The sequence below is a fragment of the Micromonospora sp. NPDC005205 genome (genome assembly GCF_040608275.1).
Lineage (GTDB): Bacteria > Actinomycetota > Actinomycetes > Mycobacteriales > Micromonosporaceae > Micromonospora.
Window position 1 is genome coordinate 291,021 of the sequence record NZ_JBEXHV010000005.1, and the last position, 19,718, is coordinate 310,738.

Annotated in this window: 16 protein-coding genes; 8 read left to right on the forward strand and 8 right to left on the reverse strand. The window is 69.5% G+C overall.

The window, feature by feature from the left end; genetic code table 11:
• Positions 1-14 precede the first annotated feature (14 nt).
• On the forward strand, positions 15-782 hold the full coding sequence (locus ABZU43_RS12955; RefSeq protein WP_355006706.1) for a nucleotidyltransferase domain-containing protein: 768 nt from the start codon (positions 15-17) through the stop codon (positions 780-782).
• Between the two features lie 27 nt (positions 783-809).
• On the opposite strand, the gene ABZU43_RS12960 is transcribed toward ABZU43_RS12955, so the two are convergent.
• On the reverse strand, positions 810-2,204 hold the full coding sequence (locus ABZU43_RS12960; RefSeq protein ID WP_355006707.1) for an FAD-dependent oxidoreductase: 1,395 nt from the start codon (positions 2,202-2,204) through the stop codon (positions 810-812).
• 267 nt (positions 2,205-2,471) lie between these two features.
• Here ABZU43_RS12960 and ABZU43_RS12965 point away from each other — a divergent pair, with 267 nt between their 5' ends.
• On the forward strand, positions 2,472-2,945 hold the full coding sequence (locus ABZU43_RS12965; protein WP_355006708.1) for a hypothetical protein: 474 nt from the start codon (positions 2,472-2,474) through the stop codon (positions 2,943-2,945).
• Positions 2,946-3,019: 74 nt separating this feature from the next.
• Here ABZU43_RS12965 and ABZU43_RS12970 read toward each other — a convergent pair whose 3' ends face one another.
• Both ABZU43_RS12970 and ABZU43_RS12975 read right to left on the reverse strand, forming a co-directional pair.
• Positions 3,020-4,744: a hypothetical protein gene (locus ABZU43_RS12970; protein ID WP_355006709.1), complete on the reverse strand. Its 1,725-nt coding sequence runs from the start codon at positions 4,742-4,744 to the stop codon at positions 3,020-3,022.
• Positions 4,745-5,012: 268 nt separating this feature from the next.
• Entirely contained in the window at positions 5,013-6,587 is a 1,575-nt protein-coding gene (locus ABZU43_RS12975) for a bifunctional NAD(P)/FAD-dependent oxidoreductase/class I SAM-dependent methyltransferase (RefSeq protein ID WP_355006710.1), read from the reverse strand.
• Between the two features lie 76 nt (positions 6,588-6,663).
• Between ABZU43_RS12975 and ABZU43_RS12980 the strand changes: the two genes are divergently transcribed.
• On the forward strand, positions 6,664-7,260 hold the full coding sequence (locus tag ABZU43_RS12980; protein WP_355006711.1) for a helix-turn-helix domain-containing protein: 597 nt from the start codon (positions 6,664-6,666) through the stop codon (positions 7,258-7,260).
• Positions 7,261-7,301: 41 nt separating this feature from the next.
• Here ABZU43_RS12980 and ABZU43_RS12985 read toward each other — a convergent pair whose 3' ends face one another.
• The 4 genes from ABZU43_RS12985 to ABZU43_RS13000 all read right to left on the reverse strand — a co-directional run bounded on the left by ABZU43_RS12985 (position 7,302) and on the right by ABZU43_RS13000 (position 11,844).
• Positions 7,302-8,738: a class I adenylate-forming enzyme family protein gene (locus tag ABZU43_RS12985; RefSeq protein WP_355006712.1), complete on the reverse strand. Its 1,437-nt coding sequence runs from the start codon at positions 8,736-8,738 to the stop codon at positions 7,302-7,304.
• Entirely contained in the window at positions 8,728-9,546 is an 819-nt protein-coding gene (locus tag ABZU43_RS12990) for a TauD/TfdA family dioxygenase (RefSeq protein ID WP_355006713.1), read from the reverse strand. Before ABZU43_RS12990 ends, ABZU43_RS12985 begins: the two co-directional genes overlap by 11 nt.
• 59 nt (positions 9,547-9,605) lie before the next feature.
• On the reverse strand, positions 9,606-10,877 hold the full coding sequence (locus tag ABZU43_RS12995; protein ID WP_355006714.1) for an asparagine synthase-related protein: 1,272 nt from the start codon (positions 10,875-10,877) through the stop codon (positions 9,606-9,608).
• A gap of 190 nt (positions 10,878-11,067) precedes the next feature.
• Complete coding sequence (locus ABZU43_RS13000) at positions 11,068-11,844, reverse strand: enoyl-CoA hydratase/isomerase family protein (RefSeq protein ID WP_355006715.1); 777 nt, start codon at positions 11,842-11,844, stop codon at positions 11,068-11,070.
• An 873-nt stretch (positions 11,845-12,717) separates the two neighbouring features.
• Here ABZU43_RS13000 and argH point away from each other — a divergent pair.
• Genes argH through ABZU43_RS13020 form a run of 4 tightly spaced genes read left to right on the forward strand, consistent with a single transcriptional unit; the run spans position 12,718 to position 17,290 of the window.
• On the forward strand, positions 12,718-14,271 hold the full coding sequence (gene argH, locus ABZU43_RS13005) for an argininosuccinate lyase (RefSeq protein ID WP_355006716.1): 1,554 nt from the start codon (positions 12,718-12,720) through the stop codon (positions 14,269-14,271).
• Positions 14,268-15,449 (forward strand): argininosuccinate synthase, encoded by a 1,182-nt coding sequence (locus tag ABZU43_RS13010; RefSeq protein ID WP_355006717.1) that lies wholly within the window; start codon positions 14,268-14,270, stop codon positions 15,447-15,449. Before argH ends, ABZU43_RS13010 begins: the two co-directional genes overlap by 4 nt.
• Positions 15,450-15,471: 22 nt before the next feature.
• A complete protein-coding gene (locus tag ABZU43_RS13015; RefSeq protein ID WP_355006718.1) occupies positions 15,472-16,416 on the forward strand; it encodes a methionyl-tRNA formyltransferase in 945 nt (314 codons plus the stop codon).
• A 28-nt stretch (positions 16,417-16,444) separates the two neighbouring features.
• Positions 16,445-17,290, forward strand: coding sequence for a DMT family transporter (locus ABZU43_RS13020; protein WP_355006719.1), 846 nt, complete (start codon positions 16,445-16,447; stop codon positions 17,288-17,290).
• 66 nt (positions 17,291-17,356) lie between these two features.
• Here the strand turns inward: ABZU43_RS13020 and argJ are convergent, their stop codons facing one another.
• Entirely contained in the window at positions 17,357-18,517 is a 1,161-nt protein-coding gene (gene argJ, locus ABZU43_RS13025; RefSeq protein WP_355006720.1) for a bifunctional glutamate N-acetyltransferase/amino-acid acetyltransferase ArgJ, read from the reverse strand.
• Positions 18,518-18,713: 196 nt separating this feature from the next.
• On the opposite strand from argJ, the gene ABZU43_RS13030 reads away from it, so the two are divergent.
• The gene (locus ABZU43_RS13030) at positions 18,714-19,553 is read left to right on the forward strand and encodes an alpha/beta hydrolase (RefSeq protein ID WP_355006721.1); all 840 of its coding nucleotides are present in this window, start codon (positions 18,714-18,716) and stop codon (positions 19,551-19,553) included.
• Positions 19,554-19,718: the final 165 nt, after the last annotated feature.

A 19,718-nucleotide genomic window follows, 5' to 3' on the forward strand; every position in this document is an offset into this window, starting at 1 on the left:
CGCCATCATGCCCCGTGGACTCCGATCTTCAGCGCTACCTCGACGACCTCGTCAGCACCGCCCGGGACGTGCTCGGCGCCGACCTGGTCGGCGCGTACGCGGCCGGCTCGGTGGGGCTCGGGGCGTACCAGCCCGGCCGCAGCGACGTGGACGTGGCGCTGCTCAGCGCCGGGCCGCTCACCCGCACCGTCAAGCAGACGTTGGTCGCCCGGCTGCGGCACGACGCGCTGCCCTGCCCCGCACGCGGGCTGGAGTTGGTCGTCTACGACCGCGCGGTTGCCGCCTCCGGCACCCCCGACCCCGGTTTCGAGGTCGAACTCAACACCGGGGTCGCCATGCCGTTCCGCCGCACCCTCGACCCCGCCGACCGCCCGGTCACCGACGGCCGATTCTGGTACGGCCTCGACCGCAGCATCCTGCACCAGAGTGGACTCCCACTGCTCGGGCCACCGGCGGGGGAGGCCTTCGCCGACCTCGCCCCGGCCGACCTGCGCCGGCTGCTCATCGAGGCGCTGTCCTGGTGGCTCGCCCTGCCCACCCCGCCGGCCGACCAACCCGCGCCCGGCACTGAGGACGCCGTACTCGGCGCCTGCCGCTCACTGGTGCGCCACCGCGACGGCGTCTGGTTGGCGAAGGTGGCCGCCGGCCAACGGCTGATCGACGCCGACGACCGGGCCGAGGTGATCCGTCAGGCGGTCGCCGCACGCCACGGCGGGCCACCGCCCACCGGGGCGCAGGCCCGCGCCTTCCAACAACGGGTACGCGACGAGATCGCCGGGTAGCGGTCGCCTGGGCGGGCCCTGCGGCGCTCAGCGGACCGGGCTGGACACCAGCGAGGCGAAGAGCAGGTTGAGACCCTCGGTCATGGTCGGGTGGGTGATGACCGCGTCCCGCAGGGCGGTCCACGGCATTCCGGCGAGCATGGCCAGCTGCACCGAGGTGATCACCTCACCAGCCTCGGCACCGAGCAACGACGCACCGAGGATCCGATCGCTGCTGGTGTCGATGACCGCCTTCCACATGCCCTGGGTCTGTCGCAGGGTGCGTGCCCGGGGGATGGCGGCGACCGGGAGGTGGGCGACCTGGATGTCGTACCCGGCGCGGCGCGCCTCGGTCTCGGTCAGACCGACCCGCGCCAGCTCCGGGGTGGTGAAGACGGTGTACGGGATCAGCCGGTCGGCGGTGCTGCGTTGGCCTCCCGCGAGGTTCGCCCGGATGATCCGGTAGTCGTCCAACGAGACGTGGGTGAACTGCGGGCTCCCGGCGACGTCCCCGGCCGCCCAGGTGCGCTCGGCGCTGGTACGCAGGTGCTCGTCGACGTCCACGAAGCCCCGCTCGCTGAGCCGTACGCCGGCCACGTCCAGGCCGAGCCCGTCGGTGACCGGTTCCCGCCCGGCCGCCACCAGCACGTCGTCCCCGATCACCACGCTGCCGTCGTCCAGCGTCACCCGGAGCGAGCCGTCGGCCTCCCGGTCGACGCGCGCGACAGCCACACCCACCCGTACGTCGATGCCATCATCGAGGAAGACGCGCATCACCGCGTCGCTGACGTCGGGGTCCTCGCGGGTGAGCAGCCGTGGACCACCCTCGACCAGTGTCACCGCGCTGCCGAACAACGCGAACATCTGCGCGAACTCCACCCCGACGGTGCCGCCGCCGAGCACCACCAGCCGGGCCGGCAGCCGGTCCAGGCGCAGCAACTCGTCGCTGGTGAGCACCCCGGCCTCGGTCATCCCGGGCACCGACGGCAGATGGGGGCGGGTGCCCGTGTTGATCACCACGTCGCTGCCGCGCAGCAGTCGTTCGCCGCCGTCGGCGAGTGTCACCCGTACGGTTCGTGGGCCGACGAACCGGGCCTCGCCGATCACCAGGTGCAGACCGGAGTCGAGGAACTGCTGCCGGTTGGCGGCGACCATCCCCTCCACCACGTCCTGCTTGTGCGCGCGCAACAGGTCGATGTCGACCCGGCCGCCCTCCACTGTCAGGCCGAGCGCCGACGCGTCCCGCAGCTGACGGGCGGCCCGCGCGCTGGTCACCAGCGCCTTCGTCGGGATGCACGCGACGTTGATGCAACTGCCGCCGATCATGCCGCGCTCGACCATGGCGACCCGCTGGCCGGATCGGGCCACGTCCATGCTCAACGTCTTGCCGGCCTTGCCGCCACCGACGACGAGCAGGTCGAACTCCTCCGGTTGGTCGGTCACCGGGCGCTCCTCTCGGTCACCGGTCGGGCCGGCGGCCACCGCTGGTGCGCGGCGGCCAGCCCAGCCTGCCAGCTCCGACCTGCGAGGCGACCCGGTTCCTCGCAGAATCCGCCCGAGCCATCACCCGTTCCTTGATCAGGTGATGAAAAGTAGGTCTCCGAACCTCCTACGAGCTACTTTTCATCACTTGATCACCGCTGGTCAGCCATCGTCCATGAGCTTCGTCGGCGTACCCACGTGGCGAGCCAGGTGGGGGATCATTGCTGGATGCCTGACATCCCGCCGCGGTTCCGTGCACGGGTTCGCCACGAGCCGGATCGCTCGTACGCGGTGCTGGTCGACGGACCTGACGGGGAGGTGCTGGTCGGCGCCACCGGCAGTCTGAGGAAGGTGCGCACTGTGGCACGCGAGGGTGCCGCTCGGCTGTACGGGGTGACGGCGGAGCGGGTCGACGAGGAGTACCTGGACATGGTGATCCCTCAGCCTCCGTATGGGCGCGACGGGCAGTGGGTGCGCATCATCTCGGCAGGCGAATCCGCCGCGCCGGACGACCTGGTCGACCTCGGCAAGGTCGGACAGGCGCACTGGTTCGGCCACGAGGGCGCCTGGTTCGTCACGGTGACCGGCTCCGGCACCGCCATCTATCCCAGCGAATACCTCGACTTCGCCCCCACCGTCACCGACGAGGAGGTCGCCGAGCTGCGGAGGTACCTCGCTCGGTCCGCCCCGTCTCCCTCGTGAGTGGCTGATCGGCCGGACGCTCGGCCCGGGCCCGTGCGGATCCGCTCCGGGCCCGGGTGCAACCGCTGCTGAGGTCAGTGCCGGGCGGCGCCATTTTCGCTGACCGGCTGCCCGAAGGCCAGGAACGGCACGGGCGTCGGTGCGTCGGTGCCGATGTGCCGAGGGAAGGTCCGCTCGGCGTCGTCGGCGCTGACCTCCCGGGCCGCCGTACGGTCGGACGTCGTCGACTCCTCCGCGACCGCCGCAGCGTGCGCGTCGTCTGCCTGCTCCACCGGTGCCCGGTCGCCGTTCGCGTGCTCGGCCGGGGCCTGGTCGCCACTGGCCTGTTCCACCGGGGTCAGGTCGGCGTAGCCGTTCTCTGCAGAGCCCCGATCGGCAGGTGTGGCGTTGAGCGGGGCGCGGTCGGCAGTGGCGCGATCGGTGTCCGCATCGTCCACTGTCGGGCGCTCCGCGGAGTACCGGTCGACGCGGTCGACGGTGAGCCGCTCGACGCGCTCCGGGGCGGGTCGGTCGGCGCTGGAGCGGGAGCCCACCATCGGGTACTCGGCGGTCTCCGTACCGCCGGCTGCCGCGGCCATGACCGCGGCGGCGGCGAGGTCGGCCACCCGCTTCGCCTCCCGCTGCACGCGGGCGCGGACCTCCTTGGCGTGCCGCTCGGCGGAGTCGCCAGCCCGCCGGGCCTCGTCCAACCGGGCGCTCTCGGCGGTCAGGTCCCGACGGACCTCACTGAGTCGCTGCTGCATCCGGGACAGCTCGTTCTCCAGCGTCTCGCCCTCCTGGCGGATCTCGGCGAGCTGCTGACGGCCGGTGTCCAGCTCCGCGTTCAGGTCGGCGGCCTCCTGCCGGCGCTCCTCAAGCTCCTTCTGCAGGGCGGCGAGCTGCTGCTGATGGCTGGCGGCCTGCTCGTCGGCGCGGTTGCGCAGCTCGGTCACGTGCTGCTGCGCCTCGGCGAGCAGCGCGGCTATCTGCTGCTCGGTCGCGCTGCGCTGCTCGGCCAGCTCCTGCTCGGCGGCGGCCTGCTGTTCGGCGATGTCCTGCTCGGCGGCGGTACGCCGTTCGTTGACCTCTCGCTCCACGCTGGCCTGCCACTGGGCCATCTCCTGCTGGTGCTTGGAGCGGGCCGACTGGAGTTCCTGCTGGATCTGGGTACGGGCCGACTTCATCAGCGCGTCGGCGGCGACCCTGGTCTGGTTGAGCTGCTGCGCGCTCTGCTCGGTGATCCGCTTGGCCTCGTGCTGGGCGCGCTCGTGCGCGGCCTCACCGTCGGCCCGCAACTGCTCGGCGTGCTCGCGGATCGCTGTCAACTCGGCCTCGGCGTGGGCGCGCCGCTCCTCGTGCGCCTGCTCCTGCTCGGCCCGCCGCGCGGCCAACTCCTCCGACAGGTCCTGACGTGCCTGCGCGGCCCGCTCACGGGTGTCGGCGAGGATCCGTTCGGACTCGCTGCGCAGCTCGTTGGCCCGGTCGGTGGCCGACTCGGTGATGATGCCGGCCTGCTTCTCGGCGAGCGCCATGATCTCGCCGACCATCGGGCCCAGATCGTGGAACGAGGCGCGGTCCACCTGCACAGGTTGCTCCTGAAGCTCGGCCAGTTCGGCGCGCAGTCGCTGCACCTCGGCGGTCAGTTCACGGACGCGGACGGCGGAGCGCCCGTGCTCTCCGCTCAGCATCGCGATCTGGCCGTCGAGCTGCTCCAGGTGCCGGTCCACCTGGCGTTTGTCGTATCCGCGAAGGGCGAGCTCGAAGCTCGGCCGGGAGGCCGCATCGTCGCGTGCTGCGTGCGGCTCAGCGCCGATGGACATGCACCATCCTCCGTACGATCGGGGCGTCAGGGTCGGCGATCGCCTGCCCCACGGGCCGTCAGTGTGGCGCAACGCTACCGCTGACCGGACCTCATGCGAAGTCCTGCCCCACCACCTCTCACGTTGCCGTCCCGCGTTGCCCCGTTCCCGCGCCGACCATGGACTCATGCTGCCGGAAAGGTGGCGCTCCACCACCCTTTGTCATCCCGCACCACTCCATGATCGACGCAGGTCGACGTGGTGACCGCACGGCGACGCGCGCGCGAGGTCAGCGTCGGCGGGCGACCAGGACCGCGTCGTGGAGGGTGATGTCCTCACCGTTCTGGTTGGTGGCGAGGCGGGAGCGTTCCTCGGCCGCCAGTACCTCCCAGTGGGCCGGTTCCAGATCGGCGGCCACGTCCTGCGCGGTGTACATCATGTCCGGCATGTGCATCCGGTGCGCCGACCCCCACAGATCCGAGGGGTGGTGCCCGACGATCAGCAGGACCCCGCCGGGTGCCACCGCGGCGGCCAGCCGGCCGAACAACTCCCGCCGCTCTTCCGGCGGCAGGTGCATGAACTGCGCGGACACCAGGTCGTACGCCTCCTCGGTGGGCGGCTTGTCCCGTAGGTCGGCGTGGGTGAACTCGATCCGGTCGCGCACGCCCGCGGTCTCGGCGTGCGCGGCGGCCCGGCTCAACGCCGTGGTGGAGATGTCCACCGCCGTCACCTGCCAGCCGCGCCCGGCCAACCACACCGCGTCGGCACCCTCGCCGCTGCCCACGTCCAGGGCGCGCCCCGGGGCCAGGTCGGTGACCTCGGCGACCAGTTGCGGGTTCGGCCGGCCACTCCAGACCGAAGGGCGGGACTGGTAGCGCTCCTCCCACGCCGGTTCCTCGAACGTCGTGGCCACCAACTGCCGGTACGCGGCCACCGCTTCGCGGGTCTCCTCGGCGATGAGATCGGCGTTGATCGCCGCCGCCGCGGTCAGGCCGGCCCCGGCGGACGTGATCACCTGACCGCGGATGTCGGCCACGTTGCCCGCCACCCAGACGCCCGGGACAGTCGTCGCGCCGGTGGCGTCGGTCGGGATCTGGGCGCCGATGACGTGCTCGCCCATCGTCACCTCCTCCGGGGCCAGACCCAACCCCACCAGCACATCGGAGCGGGGAGTCAGCCGGGTCGCCACCACGATCGCGTCGAGCGCCACCACCCGGCCGTCGGCGAGCCGTACACCGGTCAGCGCGTCGTCGGTCACCTCCACGGCGGCGACCGGGCCGGGCACCACCGCGATGCTGCGGGCGGCGAGCCGCTCGGCGGTCTCCGCGTCGGGCGCCGGCGCGTCGTGCAGGAGGAGCAGCACGCTGGGGCTCCACTGTCGCCACATCTCGGCCTGGTGCACGCTCAACGGGCTGGTCGCCAGGACGCCGATCCGGCGGTCCCGAACCTCCCAGCCGTGGCAGTACGGGCAGTGCAGCACGTCGCGACCCCATCGCTGGGCGAGGCCGGGCACGTCGGGCAGTTCGTCGGTCAGTCCGGTGGTCACCAGCAGCCGGCGGGCCCGTACCGAACCCCCGCCGTCCAGGCTGAGCCGGAACCCGTCGTCGTCCCGGGTCGCGGCCTGCACCCGTCCGGTGCGGAACTGTCCGCCGTACCCGGACACCTCGGCCCGTCCGATGGCGAGCAGCTCGCCCGGCGGCGTCCCCTCCCGGCCCAGGTAGTTGTGCACCCGGTCGGCCGGCGCGTTGCGCGGCTCACCGGAGTCGATCACCAGTACCGACCGTCGGGCCCGGCTCAGCGCCAGGGCTCCGCTGAGCCCTGCGGCGCCGCCGCCCACCACCACCACGTCGTATGTCTCGTCCACCGGTATCTCCCTCTTGCTCTGTCGGCTGCGCCCACCATCCGTCGCCGTCGGCAAGGTGGCAACTATCCTTGCCGTTATGGCAAACGAGGACAACGCCGCGCTGGCGGCCGTCGGCCCCCGGCTGCGTGCCCTGCGTCACCAACGTGGGACCACGCTGACCCAGCTCGCCGAGCTGACCGGCATCTCGGTGAGCACCCTGTCCCGGCTGGAGTCCGGTAGCCGTCGCGCCACCCTGGAGTTACTGCTTCCGCTGGCGAGGGCCTACCAGGTGGCGCTGGACGAACTGGTCGACGCCCCCGCCACCAGCGACCCCCGGGTACGCCCCAAACCGATCGTCATCCACGGCGTGACGTACCTGCCGCTGACCCGCCGACCGGGCGGCGTCCAGGCGTTCAAGCAGATCTTCCCGCCCGACCCGTCCGCCGGGGGCCGAATCCCGCAGGCCCACGAGGGGTACGAGTGGCTCTACGTGCTCTCCGGCCGGCTACGCCTGCTGCTCGGTGATCGTGATCTGACGCTGACCCCGGGGGAGGTGGCCGAGTTCGACACCCGCGTCCCGCACCTGTTCTTCAACCCCGGCCCCGGCACCGCCGAAGCCCTCAGTCTCTTCGGCCCGCAGGGGGAGCGGTTGCACGTCCGCGCCCGCCCGGCCACGCCCGACAAGCAGCAGTAGTCGAGCCCGACCCCGTCGGCGGTGGAGTTTCCAGGAGCTGCTCAGCCCCACCGTCGCAGGATGGTTGGTTTGTCGAGCTTTCCGACCGGCGTGTGCGGAAGCTCGTCGACCACCCGTACCCGGTCAGCCACACCGTGCTCGCGCAGGAGGCGGCGCGCCGCGGTGGCGACGTCCGACGCCGGGGCTCCGTCTGCCGGCGTCACCACCACCAGCGGAGCCGCCCCGTCATCGGCCGCCGACGACGGCACGACCGCCGCCTCCCGCACCGCCGCGTCGGCTTCCAGCACGCCTTCGAGCTGAGGTGCGAAGATCGGTCGTCCCGACGTGGTGGCCAGGACGTCGGCGACCCGGCCCAGCACGCGGTACTCGCCGGATTCCGTCTGCTCGCCCACGTCGCCGGTCCGGTACCAGCCGCCCCGGAAGGCACGTGCCGTCTCGACCGGGTTGCCCTCGTATCCGATGCTGGTGTGCGGCGAACGGGCCAGGATCTCACCGAGCGCCGGCGTCTGCGCCGAGAGCGGTTCCAGCGCCACCTCGACTCCTGGTAGTGGATACATGCCGCGGGACTCCTGCGCGACGTCGTCCATGTTGCCCAGGACGATGCCGAACTCGGTCGACCCGTAGATGCGACGGATCCGGATCCCGAGGTGTCGGCGTGCCTGCGTGATCACCTCCGGGCTGAGATAGGCCCCGCCGCAGAGCGGGAGCCGCAGCGACGGCAGAGCTGTTGAGCTGCTGTCGGCAAGCAGCTGATAGTGGCGTGGCAGGGCGCTGAAGATCGTCGTGCCCGATTCGGCGAGAGCGCTCAGTAGCCGGTCCGGCGGCGCGGCAGGGTCGGAGAACACGAGCCGGGCGCCGGCCAGGAGCGCCGGAAACATGTGCACATCGACACCATGGGCCACATCCAACGGATGCATGGTGAGGAAGACGTCCTCAGCGGTCACCTGGAGATAGGACAGCCACTGCCGCCGGTCGGCCAGTAGGTCTTCCTGACGCCAGGCGACGAGCTTGGGGATCCCGGTGGAGCCGGTGGTCTCCAGCAACCGGAAGACGCCGGCCCGAGACTCGACCGGCAGCGCCTCGACGGTGCGCGGGGCGGGCTCGGCGAGGAGCGTGTTGACGGCGAGGGTGTCGACCGGGGTCTCGAACAGGTCGTCATGCTGCTCGTGGATCAGGAATCGGACCGGGACCTGGGCCAGCGACCAGCGGAGCCGATCCCGGTCCGACTGCACACTGATCGGCAGGTGCACCGCGCCGAGCCGAGCCAGGGCGAGAATGGTCGCGACGTACGCGGGGCCGTTGTGCAGACGGGTGGCGACGTGGTGACCGGGCTGCACCCCGACACCGAGCAGGTTGACGGACGCCCGGTCGACGAGGTCACTCAGCTGGGCGTACGTGAGCTCCTCGCCGCCGACTGCCTGCACGGCCACCCCGTCCGGGTGGGTCCGAACCACCTCCTGGAACGCCTCATGCAGCATGCAGATCATCCCGGCGCGCCGTGTTCAGAGTGACCTGTCCGCGCAGAAGCAGCCGCACGCCGTCGGCACCGATCGCGGTGCGCCCGTGCAGGGTGCGCTGGTTGTCGATCACGAGAAGGTCGCCCACCTGCCAGCGGTGCTGGTAGAGGAATCGGGGGCGGTGCAGGAAGTCACTGAGCTGGGTGAAGAAGGTGTCGGTGGTGGTCTGGTCGCCGCCTTTGACCCGTACCTGCCAGCCATGGTTGGCGCCGGCGGGGAACGGCAACGTCAGGTTCAGCGACCGAACCCGACCGTAGTCGCGGACGGTGGGGATCTCGTACCAGTCGTCAGGGACCGTCGGGAAGTAACCCCGGTCCTCGACCAGATACTCCAGCCCTACGGTCTCGATCGTCTGCCGCAGGTCGTCCGGCATCTCGGCCCACGCCGCCAACTGGTCACAGACCGTCGTCTCGCCGGACCCAGGCTCGTCGCGGAACTCGCTGGCGTAGAGGACGATCAGATCCGTCTGCTCTCCTACCAGGATGCCGTCGGTGTGCAGCGGGAGTGGGCCGCGCCCGGTGACCACTTTCCCCTCGTCTGCTGAGGCGTTCAACTTGAGCAGGTCGGCGCGGCCCTCGCCGAACTTGTGCTCAACGGTGTCGCCGAGCTCATGCACCAGGCGTTGAAAGGCCGGTTCGTCGAGATCGAGCCCCCGTACGAGGGCCGCACCGGTCCGGGTCGCGGCACTGCGGCAGGCGCTCGCCAGATTGTTCGTGGGGGAGGGGTCGAGTACCAGCCCGAGACCTGACGGGGTGAGGCTCAAGGTCATCTCCTGAGGTGTGGCATTGGGATGGGTGACGCGGCCGCGGTCAGCGGGCTTCGGGGTGGTCAGCGCCGGGCGTCGGCGATGCCGCGCTCGTACACCTGAAGTGGGTCCCAGTCGTCGATCGAGCCTTCCTGCGCCAGATTCACCAGTTCGCGGAAACAGGCAAGGTAGATCGCGGCCCGGTCGACGCCGGGGGCATCGGTCTCGAGTCGCTTCACGACTCCTCGCTGCAGACCGCCGCCGTGATGAACGGCGATCTTGCGACGCCAGGCGATGTCGTGCGACACCCGTCGGCTCATGGCCTGGCGAAGGTGGAACTTCTCCCTCCCGTCGCGCACCTTGCAGTCCGGCGCCGTGTCCAGGGCCACCTGGATCACCGGCCACGCCCAGAACGGGTGGTGGACTTCCCGGCCGTACGCCAACGGCAGCCGGCTGGACAACTCGTTGGTGAACCGGGTCTGGTGGATCGCCGCGATCGTCTGATCGATCAGCTCCTCCGGCGTGCTGAACGGACGGTAGATGCCGGCGTTGATGAGGTCGCTCCCATATCCGGTCAGCAGCACCTCGTCGGGCGGGATCTCGGTCCCGTCGTAGAGCGCCGTCGCGGTCAGCGCGACCTCCACCACCTCGGGCTCCGTGACACCCAGCCCTCGGATGGCCTGCGGTACAGCAGCCAGGATGCGTTCCTCGGACAGCTCGACCCGGCGCACGGAGAGACCCAGGTGATCGCCCAGCTCCGCGGCGTCGTCGAACTCGTCACCCCAGGGAGTGCCGGCGCTGTACGGCGTCAGGGCGAGCCCCTCCGAGGCGGCGAGCACTGTGACAGTGCCGGAGTCGATGCCGCCGGACAGGAGGGTCGCGAACCGGTCGAGCGGTCGGTCTCGGGTCACCGACCGAATCTGCTCCTGCAGGGCACTGACCTGATCCTCTCCGGCTTGCAGCGCGTCGGTACGCCCGGGACGACGCAGATGCCGCAGGGGATCGTCGGCCAGTGCGGTGCGTACGGTCCACCCGTCGCGCAGCCGCCTGCCCTCCTGTACCGCGCCGAACGGTACCCGGCTGACGTGCAGCAGTGCGGTCTCGTCGCTGCGCGGCTGAGGTCCCTCCGGGCGGACCTCGACGGGCAGACCGAGCGCGGGCAGGATCAGCGGGGCCAGGAACAGGTCGGTGAAGTAGGCGAGCTTGCCCTGAGACCGGTTGAACGCCAGGTAGACGGCATCCTCGTTCAGCGCTGTGGTCCGTACGACGACGCGGTCCTCGTCGACGAGGATCCGCGCCCTGTCGGGCTCGGTCGTGGCGGGTGTGGCGCCGCCGTTCGGGGACCGGACCGACATCGTCCGCACATCGATCTCCAACGGCGTGGTGCGTGGGTTGTCACCCGCCAACCCGCTGGTGTGAACTCTCAGGTCACCGACGTGGACAGCGGGACTTATCCGTTTCAGAGGGGTCAGATCGCAGTTTCCGACCGCCGCCCACCTGCTGGCCGCCATGATGGTGTTCCTTCCGCGTCGATGGTCTGCGACGTCACCGACCGCTGTCGATGACCTGTCGCATGTTGCGCTGCGCCTCACCGGCGGCGAATGCCGCGCGGTGCGCCTGCTTGCCGATGACTCGAAGCTGTTCGAGCCCGTCGACGAATTCCCTGTTGAGGTACGGTTTGGTGCTCCGGAAACCGGCCGTCGGGTAGGCCGCGAAGGACCGGGCCCGCTGCACGGCGACGGACAACAGCCGATCCACCGGGACCACGTCGTGGAGCAACTTGTCCTGCAGGCTCCGCTCCGCCGACCAGTCCCCGCTGGACATCAGCATCTGCTGCATGACGCTGCGGCCCACGGACCGTTCGAGCATGTATCCACCGAAGGTGCAGGCGATGCCCACCTGGAACTCCGGCATCTTCAGCACGCACCGGTCGCTGCCCACCCGGTAGTCCGCGGTGAGCGCGATCTGCAGGCCGATGCCGATCGCGAAGCCGTCGATCGCCACCACCAGTGGGCGGTTGAGCTGTAGACAGGCGACGTACAGGTCGGTGATGTGATCGATCCACTCATCAACCTCGTCGCCGCCTCGGAACGTCGACGTCTCGTGGAAGTCGCCCCCCACGCCGAAGGACCTGTCGACGCCGCTGAACAGCACGACCGCACGGACGTCCGGGGCGTCGAGCTCGCGAACCGTCCCGGTCAGCGCCCGCATCCGGGGCATCGACCACATGTTGTGCCGGTGGCCCTCGGAGAACTCCACCACGGCCACGCCCTCGGAGACGTCGAGGCTGAAATAGGTCTGCGTGCTCAATTCCGCTGACATTCGCTTCCGCTCTTCCGACTGGTTGGTGTCGCTCCCGGCGTATCGGTGCCGCAAGACCGGCCGGGCAGCTCAAGACACGCCGGCGTACGGCGAAGAGCGGCGGGATCGTCAAGCACGGTACGACAGGAACGCGGCTGGTGGCAATGGCGGGCCATTACTACGCCGACCTTGCTCAGATAACCCTCATTTTGGGCATCATCGCGCTCAATGTCAATAGCCGCAATTTCGAAGCTTCGTTGTTCGACCAAAGCCGGGCCCCGCTGGCGATCGGCGCATGTTTCGGTCAATTTCTGCACACCGTCGGGGGTGTTGTCTCCACCACATCGAGAATCGCTCCCAGATGGCGAGAAGGGGCACCCGCCCCAACGCCCCCTGACATAGTGTGGTCGCACGTGGACGGTCAGTGCGGGCTGGGGCATGGCTATATCGGCAGTTCAGAGACGTGAACAACACGCGGGGTGTTTGAAATCAGACAAAGAGTGATCAGCTCGACGGAAGCGCTGCTTTCGTCGACGCCATTGCCCGTACCGGTTCCCACTCGGTCCGGGGGTGTTGGTCGACTGCATGGAGGGTTGGCCCGCCAGATGTCGGGGTTGTGACAAACGGAAATAGGCGGTCGCCATAAAGCCACGAGCATCCGACGCGACCTCCTCCCGAAGTTCGGGGGCATTTCCCGGTCGCCTTTGTCGTCGACCTGTGGTAATCGCTGCCCCAATCCGCACTGGCCGGTGAGCCGGGCTGCACCGCCTCAATAGAAAACAATTGTTCGACAATTCTGCGCTCAATTGGCCGCGGAATGGATGACGCCTGCGCAAAAACAAAAGCCATGGCGTTGCGACATGAGGTCCCGACGGGCCCGGAAAGGCGTGTCCGATGACCCAGAAGCTCTGGGGCGGTCGCTTCGAGGAAGACATCACACCCGAGGTACTCGACTACACGCTCACTGTTGACATCGACGTCCGGCTGATCCCACACGACCTGTGGCAGAACATCGCACACGTGCTGCTGCTGGCTCGTCAGGGCATCGTCCCGCAGGATGCGGCGCGATCCATCGTCGCGACGTTGGTCAAGCTGGACCAGCAACATCGAGACGGCGCGCTCACGCTGCGAGCCGAGTACGAGGACGTCCACCTCAACGTCGAGCAGATGGTCATCGAGGAGTTGGGGCTGGACGTCGGTGGCCGGATGCACACGGCCCGGTCCCGCAACGATCAGGTGTCCACCGATGCCCGGATGTACCTCCGCGACGTCCTCCTCGAGGCGATCGACGCCAACCTCGACCTGATCGACCGGCTGACGCAGCTCACCGATCAGGATTTCCGTACGGTGCTGCCGGGGTACACCCACAGCCAGGCCGCCCAGCCGATCAGCGTCGCCTTCTGGCGGACGGCACACGCCAGCGCGCTGCTGCGTGATGTGCGCCGTCTGCGGGACGCCTTCGGTCGGGTCAACGAGTCACCGCTCGGAGCCTGCGCGCTCGCCGGCACCTCATTCCCGCTCGACCGCGAGGCGACCGCACAGCTCCTGGGCTTCGACCGGGTGCTCAGCCACGCCCTGGACGCCACCAGCGCCCGCGACCACATGATCGAAGCGGCTGCGGCCTTCGCCCTCGGCAGCAACAACCTGTCACGCATGGCGGAGGAGATCGTCATGTGGAGCGGTCACGAGTACCGGCTCTGCGAGGTGGGGGACGCCTTCACCACGGGCAGCTCCATCATGCCGCAGAAGAAGAACCCGGTGGTCGCCGAGCTGGTACGCGGACGGTCCGGCCGGGCCACCGGAGTACTAATGCAACTGCTGACAGCGGTCAAGGGTGTCACGCTCGGGTACAGCTGCGACCTCCAGGAGGACAAGCCGTTCCTGTGGCAGAGCATCGACTCGTACCTGTCCACCCTGCGCGTGGTGGAGAGCCAGACCCGCACTCTTCGCTTCGACCCGCAGCGCGGCGAGGAGCTGTGCTGGGACAACTTCTCGACCGCCACCGAGCTCGCCAACTATCTCGTGTCGGCGGCCGGGGTGTCGTTCCGCCAGTCGCATCACATCGTCGGCAAGGTGGTCGGTCAGCTGATCAGCCGGCAGGCGACGCTGCGCGACCTCGAGCTGGTGTCGTCGATGCTGGCCGACGAAGGCCATCCGGTCGCCGTGGACGTGCTCCGTGAGCTGCTCGCGCCACTGAACGCCATGAACGGCTACACCAGTGGTGGTGGCACCTCCACCGCCAGCGTGAGGGACGTCGCAGCGGAGCTGCGCACCAGTTCCACAGCACACCGCAGCTGGAGCCGTACCCGTCGCGACGGCCTGGCCGCAGCCCGCGCCGGCACGCTGCGCGGCGCCGACGACGTGGCGGGCGGCGCCCCGATCGACAAGACACTCGCCGCTGTCCTCGACGAACTCGCGCACGACCACCCTGAACAGGAGCAGTCATGAAGATCGTTCTCGCCTACTCCGGTGGCCTGGACACCTCGGTGGCGCTGCACTGGCTGCGCGACCGGTACGACGCCGAGGTGATCGCCTTCTGCGCCGACATCGGGCAGCTCGAATCCGTACCGGACGTGCGCGAGCGCGCCCTGCGGACCGGCGCGTCCGAGGTGCGGGCGGAGCCACTGACCGATCGGTTCCTGACCGACTTCGCGTTGCCCGCCCTCCAGGCACACGCCCGGTACGAGAACAAGTACCTGCTGGCCGCGCCGCTGTCCCGACCCCTGATCGCACAGCGGATGGTCGAGATCGCGCACGCCGTCGGCGCGGACGCGGTAGCGCACGGCGCCACGGGCAAGGGCAATGACCAGGTCCGCTTCTTCACCAGTGTGGCGGCGCTCGACCCGTCGCTGAGGGTGCTGGCACCGGTGATCGACTGGGAGTTGAAGACCCGCGAGGACGAGCTGGCGTACGCCGACAAGCACGGCATCCCGGTGCCTGTCGGCAAGGAAAAGCCCTACAGCATCGACACGAACGTCTGGGGGACCAGTATCGAGTGTGGCGAGCTCGACGATGTCGCCCAGCCGCCGCCGGCCGACGCGTGGCAGCTGACCGGCGATCCTCGCCAGGCCCCGGACGAGCCGACCCGGGTACGGATCGGCTTCGCCGGGGGCGTTCCGGTGAGCCTCGACGGTGAGTCGCTGGGTCTGAGCGCTCTGGTCGGCCGCCTCAACGCGCTCGCGGCGCCGCACGGCATCGGTCGGATCGACATCACCGAGAGCCGGATCGTCGGTTTCAAGACCCGGGGCATCTACGAGGCGCCGGCGGCAACGGTGCTGATGGCCGCGCACGCGGAGTTGGAGTCGCTGGTGCTGGACCGCGAAACACTGCACCACAAGCAGTCCATCGCCCTGCGATACGCCGAACTCGTCTACTACGGGTACTGGTTCAGCGATCTGCGTCGGGCCCTCGACGGATTCGTGGCGACCCTTCAGCCCGCGGTGACCGGCGAGATCGCCGTGGACCTGTTCAAGGGGAACTGCACGGTGGTCAGTCGGTCGTCGCCGAACTCCCGCTACAGCCGGGCGATGGCCACCTACGAAGCCGGCGACCAGTTCGATCACCAGGCGGGTGCCGGCTTCGCCTACGTGTGGTCACTGCCGCTGACCGCCGGTCACCGGGCCTGAGAAGCAGAGAGGAGCGACACCCGTGCGAGTAGTGTTCATGGGCTACCAGACGTGGGGGCATCGAGTGCTGCAGGCGCTGATGGACTCCCGCCATGAGGTGGTGCAGGTCATCACCCATCCCGACAGCGGGCACGAGTACGAAACCATCTGGAACGACTCGGTGGTCGACCTGGCCGAGAAGCACGACCTGCCGATCCTGGTCCGTCAGTACGCCAATGACGACGAGGTCGCCGCACGGCTGCGGGAGTTGGCCCCGGACATCATCGTGTCGTCGGACTGGCGGACCTGGCTGTCGCCGGCCGTGTACGGCCTGGCGCGGCACGGGGCGATCAACGTCCACGACGCCCTGCTGCCTCGCTACGGCGGCTTCGCCCCACTCAACTGGGCGATGATCAACGGTGAACGCGAGGTCGGGGTCACCGTGCACTTCATGAACGATGATTTCGACCTCGGCGAGATCGTGTTGCAGCGCCGGGTCCAGGTGAGCGACAAGGACACTGTGACCAACCTGTTCGAGCGCACCATCGAGATCTTCCCGGAGATCACCCTGTCGGCGCTGGACCTCATCGAGAGCGGCACCGGGCAGTGGATCAGCCAGGACCCGGCCCAGGCGACGTTCTTCCACAAGCGATCGGTGGAGGACAGCCGGATCCACTGGACGTGGCCGGCCGACCGGTTGGCCAATCTGATCCGGGCGCAGAGCGACCCCTACCCGAACGCTTTTGCCTACCACAACGGTGTCCGCCTGCGAGTTACCGCAGCGGCTGTGTCGTCCAAGCGCTACGGAGGGACGCCGGGCCGGATCTTCTGCCCCGAGGGAGACGGCGTGGTCGTGGTGTGCGGGCCGGATGCCCACACCGGACGCGAGCAGGGGTTGAGGATCCTCCAGGTGCGCACGGAAGATGGCACGGAGCTGCCGGCGCGCGCCTACTTCACGTCCATGGGGGGCTATCTGACATCTCACTGATCCGGCCACCGACAACCCAAGGCGGAACATGTTCAGCATTCTGATGTCGCTGGCTTCGGCAACGGTTCTGGGAGCCGCCGACTTCGTCGGCGGCTTCGCCACCAAGCGCGCCGCGGCGGTGACCGTCGTGCTCTGGTCGAACATGGCAGGGCTGGCGACCGCCGTGGTGTTCGTCGGGACCGTTGGCGGCGGAAACCTCCGGGCCGCCGACGCCGGCTGGGGGGCACTGGCCGGGTTGGCCGGCAGCGTCGGCGCCATGCTGCTCTATCACGCCCTCGCCCACGGAGTGATGAGCGTGGTCGCTCCGACCACCGCCGCCATGGCCGCGATCCTGCCCGTCCTCGTCGGCCTGGCCGGTGGTGACACCGTGTCGGTGATCGGGGCGGCCGGACTGGCCTGCGGACTGATCGCCATCCCCTGCGTCTCGGTCACGTCGGGCGGTGACCGGCCGGGTCGACAATCGCACCTGCGGACCGTGGCCGGGGCGTTGGCGGCCGGTGCAGGCTTCGGCCTGTTCTTCGTGCTGCTGTCCCGTACCGGGGACGGGTCGGGGCTGTGGCCACTGGTGGCCGCCAGATGCGCCTCGTTGACCCTGCTCCTGCTCGCCTGGCCGATCGGTCGTTGGCCGATCAGAGCTCCCCGCAACACGGTGCTGCTGGCCCTGCTCTCCGGTGGCCTGGACATGCTGTCGAGCGTGCTGTATCTGCTGGCGGTCCGTGAGGGCTACCTGTCCGTGGTGGGCCTGCTGGCATCGCTCTACCCGGTCAGCACGCTCCTGCTCGCGCGGGTCGTGTTGCGCGAACGCGCCACCCGGGTGCAGTGGGCAGGTGTCGTCCTGGCGCTGGTCGGGGTGTTCCTGCTGGCATCCCGCTGACCCGCGCGGCTCGACCACGACCATCCGGGCGGTACCTCGTCGGGTACCGCCCGGATGCATCGTCGCTCAGGTGGTGTAGTCAGCGTTGATCCGGATGTATCCGTCAGTGAGGTCGCACCCGTACACGGTGAAAGCGCCGGCGCCGATCCCCAGGTCGACCTCGATCACGACGTCGTCGCCTTCGAGGTGGCGCCGCAGCCGAACCAGGGTCTCCTCAGTGGCCTGCGCCGGATAGACCTCGATACCGCCGAAACCGATCCGTACCCGTTGCTGGTCGATGTCCTCGTCGTCCTCGCACTTGCCGATGGCCATGGCTACCCGACCCCAGTTCGGGTCCGCGCCGTGCACGGCCGTCTTGACCAGGGGCGAGTTGACGATGGCCTTGCCCACCCGCTTGGCCTGCTCGCCGTCGCGGGCACCGCCGACCCGGACCTCGAGGAGCTTGCTGGCACCCTCACCGTCGCGGGCGACCATCCGCACCAGGTCCAGTGCGACGGAATACAACGCCTGCTCGAACTCGTCCAGAGCGACCGGCCCGGCCAGGCCGTTGGCGAAGATGGCCGCGGTGTCGCTGGTGGAGGTGTCGGTGTCGATGCTGACCGCGTTGAAGGTGCGAGCGATGACCGCCCGGAACACCCGGTCCAGGTCGGCCGGCTCGATGCGGGCGTCCGTGCAGAAGAACGTCAACAGGGTCGCCATGTTCGGCTCGATCATGCCGACGCCCTTCGCGACGCCGACGATGCTCGCCGCTCCACAGCTGGCCCGCACCACCTTGGGCGTGGTGTCGGTGGTCATGATCGCCCGCGCGACCCTGTCGAAATCGGCAGGCGGAAAGGGCCACCGAAGCTCGGCCAGGCGCTGTCGGACCCTCGGCATCGGATACTGCTTCCCGATCACCCCGGTCGACGCGATGAGCAGCTCGTCGTCGTCCAGACCGGCGGCGCGAGCCACTGTGGACCGCACCTCTCGGGCGTTCTCCAGCCCTTCCTTGCCGGTGGCCACGTTCGCGTTGCGGGAGAGCACCACGACGCCGCGGGCAGACGACGTCGACGCCGCCGAACGGCTGAGCACGACGCTGGGGCCGGCGAACCGGGAGCGGGTGAACACCGCCGCGCTGACCGCAGGCACCTCGGAGACCAGGGCGGTGAAGTCGTCCTCGTCGTCCTTGAGCCCGGCGTTCGCGACCACCGCGCGGAACCCCTGCGGAACGATCATGTGCTGCTCCATCCTTCTCATCTCGGCCCGGTCCTGGCCCCGAACGCAACAGACACCCCTCGTAACCCACGGTATCAATGGGCTGTCTGTCCGTCGGGGTCGCCGTGACCTCGGGGAGGCCGGCGCGGAGCGTACCGACGCTGGTGGTTCCGGTCCGGGGCTGGTCGGCTGGTCGGCACGCTCTGGCCGTCGGTGCGACCATGGCGCGATGACCGAGTCGGAACCCCCGCGCCGGAACGACCGGATTGAGCACCGCGACATCGTCGTGCACGAAGTCCCGGGCTTCCGCCCGCTGACGTTGGACCTCGTCGTGCCGGTGACGGCACCCCGACCGGCCCCGGTCCTGGTGTGGATCCACGGCGGGGCGTGGCTGTTCGGCTCGCCCAAGCAGCCGCCGGACTGGCTGATGACTGTGGATCCGTTCACCGCCGCCATCCGGGCCGGATTCGCTGTCGCCTCCGTGCAGTACCGGCTCAGCGGGGAAGCGCACTTCCCCGCTCAACTCGACGACGTCAAGGCGGCGGTGCGTTGGCTGCGCCGACACGGCGACAAGGTCGGCGTGGACGGCGAGCGGATCGGCGTGTGGGGCGAGTCGGCCGGTGGGCATCTGGCCTCGATGGTCACGCTGACGGGGGACGACCGGGACGACACCGGCGTCCGGGCGGCAGTCTGCTGGTACGCGCCGTCGAACCTGTTGACCATGCAGTCACAGGCACACCCGTCCGGGACTATCGACCACGACGCGGCCGACTCACCCGAGTCACTTCTGATCGGTGCCCCGTTGCCAGACAACCCGCATCTGGGCCGGGCCGCGAGTCCGATCACCTACGTCTCCGATCAGGCCCCGTCGATGCTGCTGATCCACGGCGACCAGGACCTGGTCGTGCCGGTGGGGCAGAGCAGAGAACTTGCCGCAGCGTTGACCGCGGTGGGAGCCGAGGTCGAGTTGTCGGTGGTGCAGGGGGCCGACCACTGTTTCGCCGGGGTGCCGCTGGAGCCGCTGATCCGCGACACTCTGGCGTTCTTCAGCCGAGTCCTTAGCGCTTAGTGGCCTGAGCCCGCATCGCCGGGTCGCGGTTGCCATGCCGCCGGCTCGGTGATACACGCAGCCGTGATCGACGGGCACCGGAACAGGTCGTCGGTTCGGCGCCAAGATTCGGAGGGTACCTGCCAGAGTGGTTCATGCCCTTGAGCGCGTACCACCTCAGAACCT